The sequence below is a fragment of the Streptomyces sp. NPDC096040 genome, assembly GCF_040303265.1.
Taxonomy (GTDB): Bacteria; Actinomycetota; Actinomycetes; order Streptomycetales; family Streptomycetaceae; genus Streptomyces.
Window position 1 is genome coordinate 108,381 of sequence record NZ_JBEOTA010000024.1, and the last position, 19,242, is coordinate 127,622.

The window sequence follows — 19,242 nt, forward strand, 5'->3', positions numbered from 1 at the left end:
ATGAGGGGGCGCGCAGTGCCGGGCGGAGCGCCGATCTTCCACACCTGGATGCGGTTCTTCACACCGGGCGCCGTCCATCACCGCCTCGGCCTGGTCTGCCAGGGCGTCGGCCTCCAGTACGGCGCGGTGCCCGCCGTCGGCCCGCGCGTCCTCGACGGGCACGTCGCCGTGGTGATCAGCTCGGGCCGGGGCTGGTACCGCACGCCCGACGGGCGCCGTACGACCGTCACCGCGCCCGCGCTGGTGTGGCTGACGCCGGGCGTTCCGCACCACTACGGGCCCGACCCGGACAGCGGCTGGGACGAGGGCTTCGTTACCTTCACCGGGCCCGACACCGCGACCTACACGGAACTCGGCTACATCGAGCCCGAGCGGCCCGTGGTGCCCCTCGCGGACGCCGCCGGACCCCGGGACGTCATCGCCCGTATCGCCCGGGCCGCCCGCCACGGAAACCCCCTTCTGGAGGTCGAGACCGGCGCCGCCGTGCACGAGCTCCTTGTCGCCCTGCGTCGGGCGCGCGCCGACCTCGCGCCCGACGGGGACCCGGTGCTGCAGGCGCTCGCCCGGGACGCCTGCACCGGCATGACCGTCGCCGACCACGCGGCCCGGCACGGCATGACCCCGGCCGAGCTGCGTACCGCCGTCCGCCGGATCGCCGGGTGCAGCCCCAAGGACTATCTGATCGGCATCCGGCTCGGCCGCGCCCAGGAACTCCTCGCCACCACCGAACTGTCCGTCGCCGCCGTCGCCCGCCGCGTCGGCTACGACGACCCCGCCTACTTCTCCCGCCTGTTCACCCGCCGCGTCGGCATGGCCCCCGTACGCTTCCGCGCCCAGCAGAGCCGCGCCGTCCCCGACGACTGGAACGACGGCCTAGACGACGACGGCCTGAGCGAAGGCGGCCTGAGCGACGACGGCCTGACCGAAGGCGGCCTTGACGAAGACCCTTAGTGATCACGCGGTCGTCCCCTTAGGGTTGACGCCCATGACCACCAGCAACACCGGTACCGGTGACGTCGATCCCGCCGTCCGTGCCGAGCTCGGCCGGCTGCGCGACAGCATCGACAACATCGACGCGGCCGTCGTCCACATGCTCGCCGAACGCTTCAAGGCCACCCAGCAGGTCGGCCGTCTCAAGGCGGTCCACCGGCTGCCCCCGGCCGACCCGGCCCGCGAGGGCCGCCAGATCGCCCGGCTCCGCGCCCTCGCCGAGAACGCCAAGCTCGACCCCGCCTTCGCCGAGAAGTTCCTGAACTTCATCATCGCCGAGGTGATCCGACACCACGAATCCATCGCCGAGGACACCGTCGGAGGCCGGGCGGCGGACGCGCACTGACCCAGCCGTACGTGCCGTAGAGCGCCTCGGCGCCGCCGGGCCACCAGCGGTGACGAGGCGCTCGATCGGGTGCTCAACGAACGGCCGGCCGCCGGCCGCACCTCGCCCACCAGCGCCGTATCGTCCCGCCGCGCGACTACGGACCGGACATAAGCCGCGTACCACTCCTGCCCCTGTGCGTTGTCGGTGTCATCGGGCAGCATGGCCCGCATGTCCGTACTGACTCGCGACGAAGCGCAGAGCCGCGCCGAGCTCCTCGACGTCCACCGCTACACGATCGACCTCGACCTGACCACCGGGGACGAGACCTTCGACTCCCGAACCGTGATCAGGTTCACGGCCCGATCCGACGGCGACACCTTCGTCGAGATGAAGCCCGTCGAACTGCGCGCCGTCAGCCTCGACGGACAGCCACTCGACCCCGGGACGCTGGACCAGGACCGGCTGCCCCTGAAGAACCTCACCGCCGGGGAGCACGAGCTGCGCGTCGACGCCACGATGCGCTACTCCCGCACCGGCGAGGGCATGCACCGCTTCACCGACCCCACGGACGACGAGACCTACGTCTACACACAGCTCTTCCTGGACGATGTGCAGCGCGTCTTCGCCGCCTTCGACCAGCCCGACCTGAAGGCCGTCTTCGAGCTGTCCGTCACCGCTCCCGAAGGCTGGACCGTCCTTGCCAACGGGGTCACCGAGCACCTCGGCGAGGGCCGCTGGCGGGCCGCCGCCACCCCGCTGATCTCCACCTACCTGGTCGCCGTCGCCGCCGGCCCCTGGCACTCGGTGCGCACCGAACACCGCGGCCTGCCCTTCGGCATCCACTGCCGCCGCTCGCTGGCGTCGCACCTCGACGCCGACGCCGACGAGATCCTCGACGTCACGCGCGCGTGCTACGACCGCTACCACGAGAAGTTCGAGGAGCCCTACCCCTTCGACTCCTACGACCAGGCGTTCGTCCCCGAGTTCAACGCCGGTGCCATGGAGAACCCCGGCCTGGTCACCTTCCGCGACGAGTTCGTCTACCGCTCCGCCGTCACCGACACCGAACGGCAGACCCGCGCGATGGTCATCGCCCACGAGATGGCCCACATGTGGTTCGGCGACCTCGTCACCCTGAAGTGGTGGGACGACATCTGGCTGAACGAGTCGTTCGCCGAGTACATGGGCTACCAGACCCTCACCGAGGCCACCCGCTTCACCGACACCTGGGTCGACTTCGGGGTGGCCCGCAAGGCCTGGGGCTACGACGCCGACCAGCGCCCCTCCACCCACCCGGTCGCCCCCGAGGCCGTCGACGACACCGCCGCCGCCCTGCTCAACTTCGACGGCATCTCCTACGCCAAGGGCGCCTCCGCGCTGCGCCAGCTGGTCGCCTGGATGGGCGAGAAGGACTTCCTCGCCGGCATCAACATCCACTTCCGGCGGCACCGGTTCGGCAACGCCACCCTCGCCGACTTCATCGACTCCCTCGCCGCCGCCACCGAACGCGATGTGCACGCCTGGGCCGACGCCTGGCTGCGCACCACCGGCGTCGACACCCTCACCCCGGCCCTGGCCACCGCCCCCGACGGCACCCGTACCCTGACCGTCGAGCGCACCGGCGGCCGCCCCCACCGCGTCCGCGTCGGCGTCTACGACCGGGACCTCACCGACGAGGGCCGGCTCACCCTGCGCGAGCGCATCGACCTCGACATCCCGCAGACCGCCCCGCAGGTCCTCGGCAAGCGCCCCGCCCTGCTCCTGCTCAACGACGGCGACCTGACCTACGCCAAGGTCCGCTTCGACGCCGAGTCCGCCAGGACCGTCCGCGCCGACCTGTCGGGCCTGCCCGACCCGCTCACCCGCGCGGTGGTCTGGAACGCCCTGCGGGACGCGGTCCGCGACGGCGAACTGCCGCCCGCCGACTACCTGGAGACCGCCCGCGTCCATCTCCCGCGCGAGACCGACCTCGCCCTCGTCCAGGGCGTGCTGGCCTTCACCGCGGTCCATGTAGTCGACCGGTACCTCAGGCCGGAGGACCGCCCGGCCGCCCTCGCCACCGTCTCCGCCCTGTGCCGCGACTTCATCCGGCGCACCGAGGACGGCGACAATCCCGGCCTGCGCCTGATCGCCGTACGGCACTTCATCCGGGCGGCCGCCCACCCCGACACCATCGCCGCCTGGCTCGCCGAGGGCACCGTGCCGGGCGGCCCCGAGCTCGACCCCGAACTGCGCTGGCGCATCCTGAGCCGGCTCGCCGTGCTCGGCGCCACCGACGAGGCGCAGATCGCCGCCGAGCTGGCCCGCGACCCCAGCGCCAGCGGCCAGGAGGGCGCCGCCCGCTGCCGGGCCGCGCTGCCCGACCCCGAGGCCAAGCGCAGGGCCTGGGAGGCGATGTTCACCGGCGACGACCTGTCCAACTACCTGTTCACGGCCACCGCCCAGGGCTTCTGGCACCCCGAACAGGCCGACCTGGTCCGGGAGTACGTGCCTCGCTACTACCGGGACGCGGCCGCCGTCGCCGCCCGGCGCGGACCCGCCATCGCCGCCGTCGCCGGCCGCGAGGCCTTCCCCACCCACGCCGTCGACGCCGAGAACCTCGCCCTGGGCCGCGCCTGTCTGCGCGACGCCGACCCGGTCACGGCCCTGCGCCGCCGCCTGACCGACGAACTCGACGACCTGGAACGGGCGTTGCGGGTCCGCGAGGCCTAGGGCCTGTCTGACGATTCCCGTCTGCCGCGCGACGCCGTGCACGCACTCTCGCCGCACCGGCCCCAGAACCGAGTACGTCCAGTACGAGGGCCTGGGGCCGACATCCCCCAGCCTCCGGCCGGGGGGACCCAGAGCACGCACCTGACGCCGCGCGGCCGCCCTTCGGGCGACGACGCGAATTGTCAGACAGGTCCTACGGCCGCCGACGTAGGGCGGCACGAGTGCGGCTGGTCCCTGATGACGATGCGCGTACCGGCCGCCGCTTCTAGGCTCGGTCGTCAAGAACGGCCAGCGCCTCAAGGAGAGTCCCGTGATCGTAGTGACCGGTGCCACCGGCAACGTCGGACGTGCCCTCGTCGGACGGCTCGTCGCCGACGGGCGGGCCGTGCGGGCGCTCACCCGTGCCCCGGAGCGGGCCGGACTGCCCGACAAGGCCGAGGTGGTCAGGTTCCGGCCGGACGACCAGGCCGCCCTGTTCGAGGGGGCGGACAAGGTCTTCCTTTACGTCCAGGGAGCCGGCGGGCGCATGCCCGAGCTCCTGGACGCGGCCCGTGCGGCCGGGGTGCGGCAGGTCGTCCTGCTCTCCTCCGGGATCATCCGGGAGGGCGCGGACGAGACCCACCCGATCCACGCCATGCACGCCACGGCCGAGCGGCAGATCCGAGAGAGCGGCCTCGCCTGGACGTTCCTGCGCCCCAACGCGTTCGCCACCAACGCCCTCCAGTGGGCGCCCCAGATCCGCGCCGGCAACACCGTCCGCGGCGTCTTCGCCGACATGGTCACAGCACCCATCCACGAGGACGACATCGCCGCCGTCGCGGAACGCGCCCTCCTGGACGACGGCCACGAGGGCGCCGTTCACCGCCTCACCGGCCCCGCCGCCACCACCAACGCCGGCCAGATCGCCGCGATCGGGCGGGCCGTCGGCCGGGAGCTGGCCTTTGTCGAGATGGGGCCGGAGGAGGCGGCCCCACTGCTCTTCCCGCAGACACCGCCGGAACTGGTCAAGGGCCTCCTGAAGACCTTCGCGGACACCGTCGGCGTCGCTCCTGAGATCACCGGTACGGTCGAGGAGATCACCGGCAGCCCGGCCCGCGCCTTCGAGCAGTGGGCCGAGGACCACGCGGCCGACTTCCAGCCCTGACCAGAGCTTTCAACCCGCCGCCAGTCGCAGTTCCGCCCTCCGCAGGCCCCTTTCCCGGGGCCCCGCACGCCGGTTGCCCACCTCGGCCGCCCTGGGCGCCTCCGCACCCAGCGTGAAGCCCAGGCGCTGCAGGAAGCGTTCTCCCGACCGCCAGCCCGGCGGCACGCTCGCCGTCACCAGGGACACGCCCTCGGCGTGCGCGAGCAGCGACTCGGCCAGCGCCCGCCCGAGGCCCCGGCCCCGCGCCCAGGGCGCCAGCAGGAACAGGCCCACCGCGACCGCGCCGGGCACCGGATGGTTCCGTACCGCGTCAACCAGGCCCGTGACGACCCCGTCCCGCTCCAGAACGAGCAGTACCTTGTCGTCCGGTTCGGCGCCCTCGGGCAGCCCGTAGAACAGGCTCTGCACATCGCCCGGCCCCGACGGCAGTCCCGTCGCCGCCACGAACCAGTCCTCGCACGCCTCGAACAGGTCGAGCAGCGGCGCCTCGTCCGAGGGCAGCGGCTCCCGCACCAGCACCCGCTCACCGGGCACGTCGATCATCCACGCGTCAACCACCCGACCGACGTTAACCCCGGTCAGCCCCGGTCTCAACGCCCTTCCACCGCCTGCTCCGACGCGCCCGCGGCCCACCGCCCCCGACACGTTTTCCCCGCACGGCAGTACCCACTTCGCGGTCTCGATCGTTGAGCTTCGGGGGCGCGCAGACCCCATCCCGTACAAGCTGGAACTCCCCCCGCGGACAACCCCTTTCGGCCGGCGCCCCGAGGAGATCCCATGAGCACCCCGCCCCTCGCATCCGGACCCCAGGGCCCCGACGCCCTGCGGCCCCTGCTCGACACCGTGCTCGACGCGCTGCGCGACGGCGGCCGGGCCCGCGGCGGCCCGCTGCCGGCCGGCGGACCGGAGGCGGTGGCCCAGCAGGTCGCGGACGCCGTCGGGGACGTACTCCCGGACGACGGCGACCCCGAGGCCCTGCGCACCTTGGTGACCGCCCTCGCGGCAGGCGCGGCCGACCCCGCCGACCCGCTGTGCGCGGCGCATCTGCACTGCCCGCCGCTCGCCGTCGCCACCGCCGCCGACCTCGCCGCGAGCGCCCTCAACCCCTCGCTGGACTCCTGGGACCAGGCGCCGGCCGCCTCCGCCCTGGAAGCCATGGTCACCCGCGCCCTCGCCCATGCCATCGGCCTCTCCGACGCCGTGGTCACCACCGGCGGCACCGAGTCCAACCAGCTCGCCCTCCTCCTCGCCCGCGAGGCCCTCGGCGGCGGTGTCCGCTTGGTCTGCGGCGCCAACGCCCACCACTCGCTGCCCCGCGCCGCCTGGCTGCTGGGCCTGCCCGACCCGGTCGTGGTCCCGGCGCCGAACGGCACCCTCGACCCGGCCGCCCTCCACGCCGCCCTCACCCACCTGCCGAAACCGTTCGTCGTGGCCGCGACCGCCGGCACCACCGACGCCGGTCTCATCGACCCGCTCCCCGAGATCGCGGGCCTGTGCGCGGCCCATGGCGCCCGGCTGCACATCGACGCCGCCTACGGAGGCGGCCTCGCCTTCAGCGACCGGCACCGGGACAAACTCGCCGGCCTGGAACGCGCCCACACCGTCACCCTCGACCTGCACAAACTCGGCTGGCAGCCGGTCGCCGCCGGCCTCCTCGCGGTCGCCCGCCCGGCCGAGCTCGGCGTACTCCACCACCACGCCGACTACCTCAACGCCGACGACGACATCGAGGCCGGCTACCCCAACCTGCTCGGCCGCTCCCTGCGCACCACCCGGCGCCCCGACGTCCTCAAGATCGCGGTCACCCTCAGGACCCTGGGCCGCTCCGGGCTCGGCACCCTGGTCGACCAGGTGTGCGCACGGGCACGGGAGTTCGCGGTCCTGGTCCGGGAGCACCCCGGTTTCGAGCTCTACGACCGGCCGAACATCAGCACGGTGCTGTTCCGCCCCGCCGGAGCCACCGACGACGACGTCGCCGACGTACGGCGCAGGCTGCTGCACGACGGCCGGGCCGTCCTCGGCCGGGCCCGGCTCGACGGCCGGCTCTGGCTCAAGGCCACCCTCCTCAACCCCCACACCCGGCCGGACGAACTGGCCGTCCTCCTCAAACTCGTGGAAGGAACGACGCCCCAATGAGCTCGATGCCCAACCCCCCACATCTCGAGCCGGAAGCACCCCGCGACCTGGTCGGCATCGGCGTCGGACCGTTCAACCTCTCCCTCGCCGCCCTCGCCCACCCGCTCGCCGAACTGGACGCCGTCTTCTACGAGCAGCGCCCCGGCTTCGACTGGCACCCCGGGCTGCTGATCGACGGCGCCACCATCCAGGTACCGTTCCTCGCCGACCTGGTGACCCTCGCCGACCCCGCCAGCCCCTGGTCCTTCCTCAACTACCTCAAGTCCCGCGACCGGCTCTACCCCTTCTACTTCGCCGAGCGCTTCCACATCCAGCGCGCCGAGTACGACGCGTACTGCCGCTGGGTCGCCGAGAGCCTGCCCGGGCTGCGTTTCTCGCACCAGGTGGACGCGGTCCGCTGGAACTCCGAACGGGACCTGTTCGAGGTCGACTTCACCCAGCTCGACACCGAGGGTGAGGCCGAGGCCCTGGGCCGGACGTACGCGAAGAACGTCGTGCTCGGCGTCGGCACGGTTCCCCATGTGCCCGACCCGCTCAAACCCCTCGTGGAATCGGTCGGTGTGCCTGTCGTGCACGCGGCCGACTACCTCGACCACCGCGAGGCCTTCCTCGCCGCCGAGCATGTCACCGTCGTCGGCTCCGGACAGTCCGGCGCCGAGGTCTTCCTCGACCTGCTGCGGCACCGACCGGCGGGCCGCGAGAAGCTGCACTGGATCGGACGCAGCGAGGCCTTCGCGCCCATGGAGTACTCCAAACTCGGCCTGGAGCACTTCACGCCCGACTACACCCGCTACTTCCACGCCCTCACCGAGCCCGTCCGCGACGGCCTTGTCGCCTCCCAGTGGCGGCTGCACCGGGGCATCGACGCCGACACCATCGCCGCCATCCACGACGAGCTCTACCGCCGCACCCTGCACGGCGGCTGGCCCGACGCCGTCCTCACGCCCGGGGTCCAGGTCCGTACGGCCGGACGCATCGCCACCACCAAGATCGAACTCCACCTGGAACACATCCAGCAGGGCAGCCGCTCCCGGCTCGCCACCGACGCCGTGGTCCTTGCCACCGGCTACCGGGAACGCCCCCTCGGCCGGCTGCTCGCAGGACTCGACCCCTACCTGCGCCGGGACAGCAGTGAACGCCCGCGCGTGGACGACCGGTTCCGGCTGGTCCTCGACCCGTCGGTGACCGGATCGGCCTATGTGCAGAACGCCGAACTCCACACCCACGGCGTCGGCACCCCCGACCTCGGCCTCGCCGCCTGGCGCAGCGCCACCATCCTCAACTCCCTCACCGGCAAGAATCCCTATCCGCTGCCCACCCGCACGGCCTTCACCAGCTTCGGCCTGGACCGGCCGGAAGAGAGGGTTCCGACGCAGAGCGGGCAGCGGCCGAGGCAGCTCACCCCCCTCGTCGACTGAGTGAACGGCGCCGGTCCTCGGACCGGCGCCCTCCAACCCGTCAGAACACCGGCGTGCCGTCGCGGGTCAGCTTCCAGTCCGCCGACGCGAAGTCCCTCGGGTCCAGGACGCCCCTGGCGGTCACCCACTCCGCGATCCGGGTGCGGATCTCCGTCGACTCCGACCACAGCTCCTTGGCCGAGGCGACGTACGGGAACGCGCCGCCGCCGTTGGCACGGTAGTTGTTCACCGCGAGCACGAACTGCCGGGCGTCGTCGAGGGCGGCACCGTCGTAGGTCAGGTTCCTGATCCGGGACCCGGCCGCCTGTGCGATGTCGATCTCGTACCGGAGGCCCGACACATAGTCGTAGTTGTAGTCCGGACGGTTGCCGGCGTTGGTCAGCTTCTCCACGTCGACAGGCGCGCCGGCGGCCGTCTGCACGAAGTACTCCGCCGAGTACTCCAGGTAGGAGCGGATCTGCGCGCCCGTCATCACCTTGGCGACCAGCGTGTTGTCGTACACGTACAGGCTCGACAGGTCCCGGATGGTGACCTCGCCTGCCGGGATCTCGGAGGTCCGGGAGAACGGCGAGGCCTGGGCGATCACCGGGAGCGAGGCGTACTCGGTGCTCGCCAGGGCCGCCTTGACCACGTCCTCCTGGACCTTGGTGATCAGGTCGATGATCGGGGCGTCCCGGTAGCGGGCCTCGACCGTGGTGAGCGTCTCGGTGGCGGTGCCGACGACCTGGTTGACGTACGCGACGACCTTCGTGTGCTCGTCCTCCAGCAGCCGGGTGATCTTCGGGTCGTCGGCGACGGTGTTGGAGTTGCGCAGCGAGGCGGCGACCGACTCCACCTCCCAGCTGCCCTTGGTGAACACCAGCTCGATGTCGAAGAGGGTGAGGCGCTCGGCGTAGCAGAGCGGCTCGGAGAGGACGACGGCCCTGCCGGTGGCCTCGTTGGTGACCTTCAGCTCCGGGATCTCCACGTGCGCGTGGCCGACCAGGATGGCGTCGATGCCCGGCACCTGCCTGGCCACGTTCGCGGCCGCGTTCTCGACGTACGGCACCTGGTCGCCGTAGGACGACGTGCCCGAGGTGCCGGAGTGGGCCGAGACCACGACCACGTCCGCACCCATCGCCCGCAGCTTGGGCACCCACTTCGCGGCCTGCTCCTCAAGACCCGGGAAGGCCAGCTTGCCCTGGACATAGGCCTTGTCCCAGATCGCGATGCCCGGGTTGGTCAGGCCGAGCACGGCGACCCTGACCGGCGGGGCGCCCGGTACGTGGAACTTCTTCATGAAGTACGGCGGGAAGGCGGGCTTGAGGGTCTTCGCGTCGACCGCGTTGGCGCCGAGCAGCGGGAAGCACAGCTGGTCCTCGAACCTGCGCAGGGTCTCGATGCCGTAGTTGAACTCGTGGTTGCCGAGCGCCGCCGCGTCGTACCCGATCGCGTTCATGGCCTGCGCCATCGGGTGCACCGGGCCGCCCTTGGCGGTGATCGGGTCGACCTTGGCGTAGTAGTACGTCAGCGGGGTGCCCTGGATGGTGTCACCGGCGTCAAGGAGCAGGGTGTTGCGGCGGCCCTTCTCCTTGCGGACCTGGTTCACCAGTGTCGAGATGCGCGCCAGGCCCAGCGCGTTGCCCTTGGCGTCCGTGTACTCCGCGTCCTTGAAGTAGTCCCAGTTGAAGACGTTTCCGTGCAGGTCGGTGGTACCCATCACGGTGAGCGAGTACCGCTTGGGGCGCCGGGCGGGCCTGATGGAGGCCTGTGCCGGAGTCGCCGCCGCTCCGGCGATCGCCACTCCCGCCCCGGTGGCGGCGGACTTCTTCAGGAACTTCCGGCGATTCAAGGGCATGTCTTGATCTCCTCTGGAAATGGTCAACGACGCGCGTAGATTCTGTCCTGGACACCACCGACGGCAACAGGGCCGGGAGGTTGCGATCCGGTGACCCCCACTGTGAACTCCGGTGCGCACACACGGGGATGGCGTGACAGAGTGGGGCGTATGACCGCACCAGCACCCACACCCTCAGCCGAGGAACGCCGGCCGGCCGGTACACCCGACGCCCCCCTTCTCGTCGTGCGTGGCGAGGCCGAGCTGGAGGTCGAGCCCGAGCTGGCCCGGATCAGCGTCACGGTGAGCGCCCGGGGCCGCGACCGCCGCTCGACCCTGGACGACCTCACCCGCCGCAACACCGCCGCCCTCGACCTGATCAAGTCGTACGGCGAGGCGGTGGCCCGGCTGTCGACCGGGACCTTCACCATCGCCCCCGAACTCGCCGAGCGGGGCCGGGGAGAGCGCGTCCGCAGCTATCAGGGCCGGGTCCAGCTCACCGCCGAGTTCACCGACTTCACCGTCCTCGGCGAACTCACCACCAGGCTCGCCGACTTGGAGCTGACCCGGGTCGACGGCCCCTGGTGGTCGCTGCGCACCGACTCACCCGTGCACGGCGAGGCCCGGCGGCGGGCGGTCGCCGAGGCGGTGCAGCGCGCCCGGGAGTACGCCGGCGCCCTCGGCACCTCGCTGGCCGCCCTGGTCGAGCTCGCCGACACCGGTGTCGAGGGCCCGCGGCCGTACCGGGCGACGTTCGACCGCGGGGTCCGCCGGATGGCGGCTGCCGCCGAAATCGCCGAGCCCGCCGAACCCCTGGATCTCGAACCTCCACAACTGCGCGTAACCGCTCAGGTCAGCGCGCAATTCACGATGGCGCCGCCACAGCTGTGACTCCAGAAGTGAGCGTTCGGTATTTCGAATAAATGAGCGCCCGCATTCCTGCATTCAGCAAATGCGAGATGCTCATCGGAGCGGCCCCCCGCACAATTCAACACTTGTCAATAGGCCTTCACGCAAAGGTTGTTGGGTCGTCATGTACGACCAATTCTCTACCCGCCGGTAAGGCCTAGGCTCGAACCATGCGCCGAGCAAAGATCGTTTGTACTCTGGGGCCCGCCACCGACTCGTACGACCAGATCAAGGGCCTGGTCGAGGCCGGAATGGACGTCGCCCGATTCAACCTCAGTCACGGCACCTACGCCGAGCACGAGGAGCGCTACCAACGCGTCCGCAAGGCCTCCGACGAGACCGGTCGCAGCGTCGGGATCCTCGCCGACCTTCAAGGTCCGAAGATCCGGCTCGGCCGCTTCACCGAGGGGCCGGTACTCCTCGAACGCGGTGACACCTTCGTCATCACCGTGGAGGAGGGCGCCGAGGGCGACCGCGGCCAGTGCGGGACGACGTACGCCGGCCTGGCCGACGACGTCACCCCCGGTGAGCGCGTCCTCGTCGACGACGGCAAGGTCTGCCTGGAGGTCACCCACGTCGACGGCCCCCGCGTACACACCACGGTCGTCGAGGGCGGCATGGTCTCCGACCACAAGGGCCTCAACCTCCCCGGCGTCGCCGTCTCCGTCCCCGCCCTCTCCGACAAGGACGAGGCCGACCTGCGATGGGCGCTGCGCACCGGCGTCGACGTGATCGCCCTGTCCTTCGTGCGCAGCGGCAGGGACATCGAGGACGTCCACCGCATCATGGCCGAGGAGGGCCGCCACCTCCCGGTGATCGCCAAGGTCGAGAAGCCGCAGGCCGTCGAGAACATCGAGGGCATCGTGGCCGCGTTCGACGGCATCATGGTCGCGCGCGGCGACCTGGGCGTGGAGATGCCGCTGGAGCAGGTGCCGATCGTCCAGAAGCGCGCCGTCAAGCTGGCAAAGCGCAACGCCAAGCCGGTCATCGTCGCCACTCAGATGCTCGACTCGATGATCGACAACTCCCGGCCCACCCGCGCCGAGGCCTCCGACGTCGCCAACGCGGTGATCGACGGCACGGACGCGGTGATGCTCTCCGGCGAGACCAGCGTCGGCAAGTACCCCATCGAGACCGTCCGGACGATGGCGAAGATCGTCGAAGCGGCCGAGGAGGACATCCTCGCCAAGGGCCTGCCGCCGCTGACCGAGAGCAACAAGCCCCGCACCCAGGGCGGCGCCGTCGCCCGGGCCGCCGCCGAGATCGGCGACTTCCTCGGCGCGAAGTTCCTGGTCGCCTTCACCCAGTCGGGAGACACGGTCCGCCGGCTCTCCCGCTACCGCTCGCCGATCCCGCTCCTCGCCTTCACCCCGGAACCGGCCACCCGCTCCCAGCTCAACCTGACCTGGGGCGTCGAGACCTTCCTCGGCCCGCACGTCGACTCGACGGACAAGATGGTCGATCAGGTGGACGAGCTGCTGCTGAAGTACGGCCGCTGCGAGCAGGGCGACATCGTGGTCATCACGGCGGGCTCCCCGCCCGGTGTCTCCGGCTCGACGAACATGGTCCGGGTGCACCACATCGGGGAGGACGACAGTCCCAAGTAGAACCGGTGGGTCCCTGTCAGTGCTTGGGGCCGACGTGGGTATCCATGAGGGCCACGTCGGCTCTTCTGGCGACGGAGATGTTGTACGGGTTGCCGTGGCGGGTGCAGTGCGTCCATACGACGCCAAGCTTGTCGAGGATGCCGGTGTACAGGCCCCGGATGTCGTCGGACTTGTTGGTGAAGAAGTAGCGCGGGTATTCATACCGCTTGGGCCTACCGGCGACCAGGCGGGTCGTCCAGTTGGTGATACGGCAGCCGTCGGAGTGGATGAGGCCCCGGACGAATTCCCATGGATGGGAGTCGACGATCTCCGTCTGCCAGGGTTCGAGGGCGATGCGGCGGTCGTGCTTCTTGCCGGGGCCGTGCTGGGGGAAGAGACAGGGCCAGTGCTTGCTTGAGCTGGTCACCGCAACGCAGCCCTGTTTCTTGACACGGCAAACGCTGTTGTGAGGATGGACGTCGCGCAGTGCTTCTTCGCAAGCGTCGATGACGCCGGGCCATGTGTTGTCGCACACGATCCGCATGGCATACACGCCTCTTCGGCCGGCGCTGATGCAGCCGTCGCCGAGGTAGAGGCCCAAGAGGTAGGCGTACGATGCCGGGTTTTCAGGGGGGCTTGGCCGGTCCCGGCACCGGACGCATGAGTGGCCACGTCGGCGAGGTTCAGTGCGTGTTTGCCACGAGCGGATCGCCGCGCGGGAGATCCCGGTCTCTTTGCTGACGGCGTTGAGGCTGCGCCCCTGCGCAACCAGCGCGAGTGCTCGCTTGCGGGTGCTGACGTCGTACATGCGATCACTCTGCGAGAGTAATCGCGACAACATCCAGCAGAAGGCGGATGTTCACGAGAACGGGAGCGTCCGCTTAAGGTCGGCGACCTTGGAATCCAAGGAAAAGTGCCCCGGGTCGGACTCGAACCGACACTGTACGGGTTTTGAATCCGTTGCCTGCTGCCAATTGGGCTACCGGGGCTCGAAGAATCAAAGGTCAGACCCGACCCTCCGCGCGTCCACCTTACCGCAGCTAGGTAGGCTCTTGTCAGCAGTACCCCTGCCCTGAACGAGGAGCCCCCGTGAGCGCCGCCGAGTCGCCCCAGCCCGTCGACGTGCCCGACGACGACAAGTCGCACGTGCCTCCGCTGACGACCCGTGTCGTCATCGCCGAGGACGAGGCCCTGATCCGGCTCGACCTGAAAGAGATGCTGGAAGAAGAGGGGTACAGCGTCGTCGGCGAGGCCGGTGACGGTGAGCAGGCGGTCGAGCTCGCCCGCGAGCACCGCCCGGACCTGGTCATCCTGGACGTCAAGATGCCCAAGCTGGACGGTATCTCTGCGGCCGAGAAGATCGCCGAGGAGTCCATCGCCCCGGTCCTGATGCTCACCGCGTTCTCACAGCGTGACCTGGTCGAGCGGGCCCGGGACGCGGGCGCGATGGCGTACCTCGTCAAGCCGTTCAGCAAGAGCGACGTGGTCCCGGCGATCGAGATGGCCGTCTCCCGCTTCAACGAGCTGAAGCAGCTGGAGAAGGAGGTCGCCGACCTCAGCCAGCGCCTGGAGACCCGCAAGCTGGTCGACCGTGCGAAGTCCATCCTCCAGACGGAGTACGGCCTGACCGAGCCGGCCGCGTTCCGCTGGATCCAGAAGACGTCGATGGACCGCCGTATGTCGATGCAGCAGGTCGCGGAGGCGGTCATCGCGGACAGTGACGAGAAGAAGTCCAGCAAGGGCTGACCCGGCGCCCGCGTACGACGAGGCCCGCGCCCCGGAGAAGGGGGCGCGGGCCTCGTCGTATCGGACGTGGGTGTCAGTCCTCGCCCAGGTAGGCCTTGCGAACCGACTCGTCGTGCAGCAGGTCCCGGCCGGTCCCCGACAGCACGATGTTGCCGACCTCCATGACGTGGCCCTGGTCGGCCAGCGAGAGCGCCGCCTGTGCGTTCTGCTCGACCAGCAGAATCGTGGTGCCCTGCGACTTCAGCTCCACGATCGTCGCCATGATCTTCTGCATCATGATCGGCGAGAGACCCATGGACGGCTCGTCCAGCATCAGCAGCTTCGGCTGGGACATCAGCGCCCGCCCCATGGCGAGCATCTGCTGTTCACCGCCGGACAGGGTGCCGGCGGCCTGCTTTCTGCGCTCGCCGAGGATGGGGAAGATGTCGTAGGCGCGCTGGATGTCCTTCTCGATGCCCGCCTTGTCCTTGCGGAGGAAGGCACCGAGTTGGAGGTTCTCGGTGATGGTCAGGCGCGGGAAGATGTGCCGGCCTTCGGGGGAGTGGGCGAGTCCGAGCGCTACGATCTTGTGCGCCGGGACACCGGTCAGCGGCTTGCCCTCGAAGACGATCCGGCCCGAGGCGGGCTTGAGCAGACCCGACAGGGTGCGCAGGGTCGTCGTCTTGCCGGCGCCGTTGGTGCCGATGAGAGTGACGACCTGGCCGGCTTCCACGGTGAACGAGATGCCCTTGACGGCCTCGATCTTGCCGTAGGCGACTCTGAGGTCCTCGACCTCCAGTAGTGCGGTCACCGGGCCTCTCCCTTGGTGGTGTCGGTGGTGCTGTCCACCTGGGGTTCCGCGTCTGACGGTTCGGCGCCCGCCGCAGCCGCTTCGGCGGCCTCGACCTCACCGGGGTCACCCTCGAAGGGTTCACCCAGATAGGCGGCGACGACGCGTTCGTCGGCCTGTACGACGTCGGACGTGCCCTCGACGAGCTTCTCGCCCTGTACGAGCACGGCGACGCGGTCGCACAGGTTGAAGATGAAGCGCATGTCGTGCTCGATGACGAGGACGGCGATGCCCTTGTCCCGGATGGCGAAGACCAGTTCCTCGGTGGTCCGGGTCTCCTGCGGGTTCATGCCGGCCGTCGGTTCGTCGAGCAGCAGCAGACCCGGTTCGCTGGCCAGTGCCCGGGCGATCTCCAGCTTGCGCTGCTCGCCGTAGGGCAGGTTGCGCGCGAGGTGGTCGCGCTTGGCGGCGAGGCCGACGAACTCCAGGAGCTCCATGGCCTTCGCCTCGGACTCCCGCTCGGCCTTGCGGAAACCGGGGCCGCGCAGCAGCGCGGACCACAGGCCCTCCTTGGTCCGTGTGTGGCGGCCCACGAGGACGTTCTCCAGGACGGTCATGTTGGCGAAGAGCCGGATGTTCTGGAAGGTACGGGCGATGCCCGCTTGCGTCACCAGGTGCGGCTTGGGCGGCAGCACCTTGCCCTGGTAGGCGACCGTGCCCTCGGTGGGGACGTACAGACCGGTGAGGCAGTTGAAGAAGGTGGTTTTGCCGGCGCCGTTCGGGCCGATGAGACCGACGATCTCGCCACTGTTGACCGTGAAGTCGACGGAGCGGACGGCGGTCAGGCCGCCGAAGCGCATCGTGACGTCACGGGCTTCGAGTACAGGTGTCGTCATGGTTCGTTACGCCCCTGCCTTGGTGACGGCCGGATCGTCGGCCAGCGTCGCCTGCGCCGGTACGTCGAGTTGGCCGGTCTCGTGGAACTCCAGCTGGCGGCGGCGGTTGGCGATGATGCCCTCCGGCCGGAACCGCATGAGCAGGATCAGCGCGATGCCGAAGGCGAACAGCTCGTAGTTCTGCAGGAACTGGAGCTTCTCCGGGACCAGGTAGAGCACGCTCGCGCCGAGCAGGGGGCCGCTGACGGTGCCCATGCCGCCGAGGACGACGGCGGCCAGCAGGAAGGCCGAGTTGGGCGGGGCGGCGCCGGCGAACTGGTACGGCTGCGGGTTCACGCTGTAGTTGACGTGTGCCATCACGGTGCCGGCGAGACCCGCGAGGGAGGCGCCGAGGGCGAAGGCGATCAGCTTGACGCGGAAGCCGTTGATGCCCATGGCGGTGGCGGCGGTCTCGTCCTCGCGGATGGCGATCCAGGAGCGGCCGATGCGGGAGTCGGCGGCGCGGGTGAAGACGAGCACGACGATCGCCGTGACGATGAGCATCAGGAACAGGTAGTTGGCGAACCGGCCCAGGTTCTGCCCGAGGATGTTGTGCGACTCGCCCAGGTTGAACCCGAAGATGTTCAGGTCCGGGATCTGGGTGATGCCGTTGGGGCCGCGGGTGATGTTCGGGCCGGAGTCGCCGTCGAGGTTGTTGACGGTGATACGGAAGATCTCACCGAAGCCGAGCGTGACGATGGCGAGGTAGTCGCCGCGGAGCCGCAGGGTCGGCGCGCCGATCAGTACGCCGAAGATCAGCGAGGCGGCCATGCCGGTGAGGGCGGCGGCCCAGAACGGGAAGTGCACTCCGGAGAACCGGGAGTACTCCGAGCCGGAGACCAGGGCGGCCGCGTAGGCGCCGACACCGAGGAACGCGACGTAACCGAGGTCGAGCAGACCGGTGAGGCCGACGACGATGTTCAGGCCGAGGGCGACGGTGGCGAAGATCAGGATGTTCACGCCGACGTTGGCGTTGTGGTCGTCGCTCTGGGTGAAGGGGAAGATCACGGCCGCGACGAAGGCGAGCGCCGAGGCGAACCCCTTGTGGTGCGCCGCGGTGGTCGCGAAGCGGTCGACGAGGCCGGTGTGCATGAGGCCCCAGGCGGCGAAGACGAGCAGCAGCAGGTAGCCGATGAAGGTCTCGCTCGCGTCGTTGTCGATGCCGATGCCGTAGGTGAAGACCACCAGGGCGAGCGCGACGCCGACCGTGATGACGATGCGCTCGGTGAGCGGTGACGCCTTGCCGGGGGCGGGCAGCTGAGGCTTGGTCAGGTAGCCGCGGATGCCGGTGCCGGGGGCCGGGTGGGGCAGTGCGAGGGCGCCGACGACGGGCAGCGCGGAGGCCGCCATCGCCACGTAGGCGCCGGGGTCCAGGTTGACCAGGCCGCCGAGGTCGACGGCGATGGCGATGCCCGTGAACCAGCAGACGGCGAACGCCGACAGGGCCGTCAGGAAGACCGGGGAGGTGGCGCCCGCCGGGTTCAGCCAGCGCAGCCACTTGACGTCCCACAGGGTGAGCCCGAACAGCAGGGTGAGGGCGCCGCCCACGAGAGCGAGGATCTGCAGGCCGGCCGGGTAGCCGTAGACCGTCAGGTCGCCGGGGAACTCCGACGTCCAGGTCCAGCTGAGGAACGTGCTGGCGATGGTGCCCACGGCACCGACGACGACGAGCAGCCGGGCGAGGGACAGCGGCAGCGGGACCGGTCCGCGCTCCTGTACGGCAGGGGAGTTGGTGGTGTCGGTCATGCTGCTCACGCCCTGTCCGCGACGCGTTCGCCGAGCAGACCCTGTGGTCTGAAGAGGAGTACGAGGATCAGCAGGACGAAGGCCCACACGGAGGCCCAGCCGCCACCGCCGAGCTGCTGCATGCCGGGGATGTTGGCGATGTAGGCGGTGGCCATGGCCTCGGCGATGCCGAGGACGAGCCCGCCGAGCATGGCGCCGTAGATGTTGCCGATGCCGCCGAGGACGGCCGCGGTGAACGCCTTCAGACCGGCGATGAAGCCCATGTCGTAGGAGACGGAGCCGTACTTGAGGCCGTACGAGACACCGGCGACGGCCGCGAAGAAGCCGCCGATCGCGAAGGCGATGACGATGATGCGGTTGGTGTCGATGCCCATCAGCTGGGCGGTGTCCGGGTCCTGGGCGGTGGCCTGCATGGCACGGCCGGTGCGGGAGAGCCGGACGAACAGGGCGAGGATCGCCATGCACAGCGGGGCGGCGATGATCAGGAAGATGTCACCGCTCTGCACGGTCACGGAACCGATGTGCAAGGGGCCGAACGGCAGTTGCGGGAAGACGCGGGCGGTCTTGGCGTCGCCGTCGACGTGGTACCAGTTGAAGACCGCCTGCTGCAGTGCGAGCGACAGGCCGATCGCGGTGATCAGCGGGGCGAGGCGTGGTGCGCCGCGCAGTGGCCGGTAGGCGAAGCGTTCGGCGCCGACGGCGATGAGAACAGCGACCAGGGCGCCGCCGATGAGCATCGCCGGCAGGGCTACCCACATGGATATGCCGTCCGGCAGGAGAAGGTAGACCGTGAGGGCGCCGAAGCCTCCGGTCATGAAGATCTCGCCGTGGGCGAAGTTGATGAGCTGGACGATGCCGTACACCATCGTGTAGCCGATGGCGATCAGACCGTACATCGAGCCGAGGAACAGCCCGTTGGCCAGCTGCTGCGGCAGGGTGTTCACCGCATGGCCTCCATGTGGTGGGGAGAGTCAGGGGGGCGGTAGAGGGCGGGCCGCGCGGTGACG

General features: G+C 70.2%; 16 protein-coding genes and 1 tRNA gene. 9 read left to right on the forward strand and 8 right to left on the reverse strand.

From position 1 onward, the window contains the following. The first annotated feature begins 33 nt into the window (after positions 1–33). From ABTY98_RS29875 to ABTY98_RS29890, 4 genes are all read left to right on the forward strand, one after another. Positions 34–951 carry a helix-turn-helix domain-containing protein gene (locus tag ABTY98_RS29875; RefSeq protein ID WP_352224185.1) on the forward strand — a complete coding sequence of 306 codons (918 nt, stop codon included), beginning with the start codon at positions 34–36 and terminating at the stop codon, positions 949–951. 34 nt (positions 952–985) lie between these two features. Beyond that, positions 986–1,336: a chorismate mutase gene (locus ABTY98_RS29880; RefSeq protein ID WP_352224152.1), complete on the forward strand. Its 351-nt coding sequence runs from the start codon at positions 986–988 to the stop codon at positions 1,334–1,336. 210 nt (positions 1,337–1,546) lie between these two features. Further along, positions 1,547–4,030, forward strand: a complete 2,484-nt coding sequence (gene pepN, locus ABTY98_RS29885) for an aminopeptidase N (protein WP_352224153.1) — start codon at positions 1,547–1,549, stop codon at positions 4,028–4,030. A 310-nt stretch (positions 4,031–4,340) separates the two neighbouring features. Next, positions 4,341–5,174 (forward strand): NAD(P)H-binding protein, encoded by an 834-nt coding sequence (locus ABTY98_RS29890; RefSeq protein WP_352224155.1) that lies wholly within the window; start codon positions 4,341–4,343, stop codon positions 5,172–5,174. 9 nt (positions 5,175–5,183) lie between these two features. On the opposite strand, the gene ABTY98_RS29895 is transcribed toward ABTY98_RS29890, so the two are convergent. Beyond that, a complete protein-coding gene (locus ABTY98_RS29895; protein WP_352224156.1) occupies positions 5,184–5,732 on the reverse strand; it encodes a GNAT family N-acetyltransferase in 549 nt (182 codons plus the stop codon). A 219-nt stretch (positions 5,733–5,951) separates the two neighbouring features. Between ABTY98_RS29895 and ABTY98_RS29900 the strand changes: the two genes are divergently transcribed. Together ABTY98_RS29900 and ABTY98_RS29905 are read left to right on the forward strand one after the other, a co-directional pair. Then, positions 5,952–7,310 (forward strand): pyridoxal phosphate-dependent decarboxylase family protein, encoded by a 1,359-nt coding sequence (locus ABTY98_RS29900; protein WP_352224157.1) that lies wholly within the window; start codon positions 5,952–5,954, stop codon positions 7,308–7,310. Continuing rightward, on the forward strand, positions 7,307–8,728 hold the full coding sequence (locus ABTY98_RS29905; RefSeq protein WP_352224158.1) for a lysine N(6)-hydroxylase/L-ornithine N(5)-oxygenase family protein: 1,422 nt from the start codon (positions 7,307–7,309) through the stop codon (positions 8,726–8,728). The genes ABTY98_RS29900 and ABTY98_RS29905 overlap by 4 nt, the downstream gene beginning before the upstream one ends. Positions 8,729–8,768: 40 nt before the next feature. On the opposite strand, the gene ABTY98_RS29910 is transcribed toward ABTY98_RS29905, so the two are convergent. Further along, entirely contained in the window at positions 8,769–10,565 is a 1,797-nt protein-coding gene (locus tag ABTY98_RS29910) for a bifunctional metallophosphatase/5'-nucleotidase (protein ID WP_352224159.1), read from the reverse strand. A 150-nt stretch (positions 10,566–10,715) separates the two neighbouring features. Between ABTY98_RS29910 and ABTY98_RS29915 the strand changes: the two genes are divergently transcribed. After that, complete coding sequence (locus ABTY98_RS29915; RefSeq protein ID WP_352224160.1) at positions 10,716–11,435, forward strand: SIMPL domain-containing protein; 720 nt, start codon at positions 10,716–10,718, stop codon at positions 11,433–11,435. Positions 11,436–11,623: 188 nt separating this feature from the next. Further along, positions 11,624–13,060, forward strand: coding sequence for a pyruvate kinase (gene pyk / locus ABTY98_RS29920; protein ID WP_352224161.1), 1,437 nt, complete (start codon positions 11,624–11,626; stop codon positions 13,058–13,060). Between the two features lie 16 nt (positions 13,061–13,076). Here the strand turns inward: pyk and ABTY98_RS29925 are convergent, their stop codons facing one another. Next, the gene (locus tag ABTY98_RS29925; RefSeq protein ID WP_352224162.1) at positions 13,077–13,847 is read right to left on the reverse strand and encodes a transcriptional regulator; all 771 of its coding nucleotides are present in this window, start codon (positions 13,845–13,847) and stop codon (positions 13,077–13,079) included. Positions 13,848–13,953: 106 nt separating this feature from the next. Next, positions 13,954–14,028, reverse strand: a tRNA-Leu gene (locus ABTY98_RS29930). A 100-nt stretch (positions 14,029–14,128) separates the two neighbouring features. On the opposite strand from ABTY98_RS29930, the gene ABTY98_RS29935 reads away from it, so the two are divergent. After that, a complete protein-coding gene (locus tag ABTY98_RS29935; RefSeq protein WP_352224163.1) occupies positions 14,129–14,785 on the forward strand; it encodes an ANTAR domain-containing response regulator in 657 nt (218 codons plus the stop codon). A 73-nt stretch (positions 14,786–14,858) separates the two neighbouring features. Here ABTY98_RS29935 and ABTY98_RS29940 read toward each other — a convergent pair whose 3' ends face one another. The 4 genes from ABTY98_RS29940 to ABTY98_RS29955 are packed head-to-tail and all read right to left on the reverse strand — an operon-like array spanning position 14,859 to position 19,179. Beyond that, entirely contained in the window at positions 14,859–15,575 is a 717-nt protein-coding gene (locus tag ABTY98_RS29940) for an ABC transporter ATP-binding protein (RefSeq protein WP_352224164.1), read from the reverse strand. After that, positions 15,572–16,450 (reverse strand): ABC transporter ATP-binding protein, encoded by an 879-nt coding sequence (locus ABTY98_RS29945; protein WP_352224165.1) that lies wholly within the window; start codon positions 16,448–16,450, stop codon positions 15,572–15,574. The genes ABTY98_RS29940 and ABTY98_RS29945 overlap by 4 nt, the downstream gene beginning before the upstream one ends. Before the next feature lie 6 nt (positions 16,451–16,456). Then, positions 16,457–18,235 (reverse strand): branched-chain amino acid ABC transporter permease, encoded by a 1,779-nt coding sequence (locus ABTY98_RS29950; protein WP_352224166.1) that lies wholly within the window; start codon positions 18,233–18,235, stop codon positions 16,457–16,459. A gap of 5 nt (positions 18,236–18,240) precedes the next feature. Further along, positions 18,241–19,179, reverse strand: a complete 939-nt coding sequence (locus tag ABTY98_RS29955) for a branched-chain amino acid ABC transporter permease (protein WP_352224167.1) — start codon at positions 19,177–19,179, stop codon at positions 18,241–18,243. Positions 19,180–19,242 lie beyond the last annotated feature (63 nt).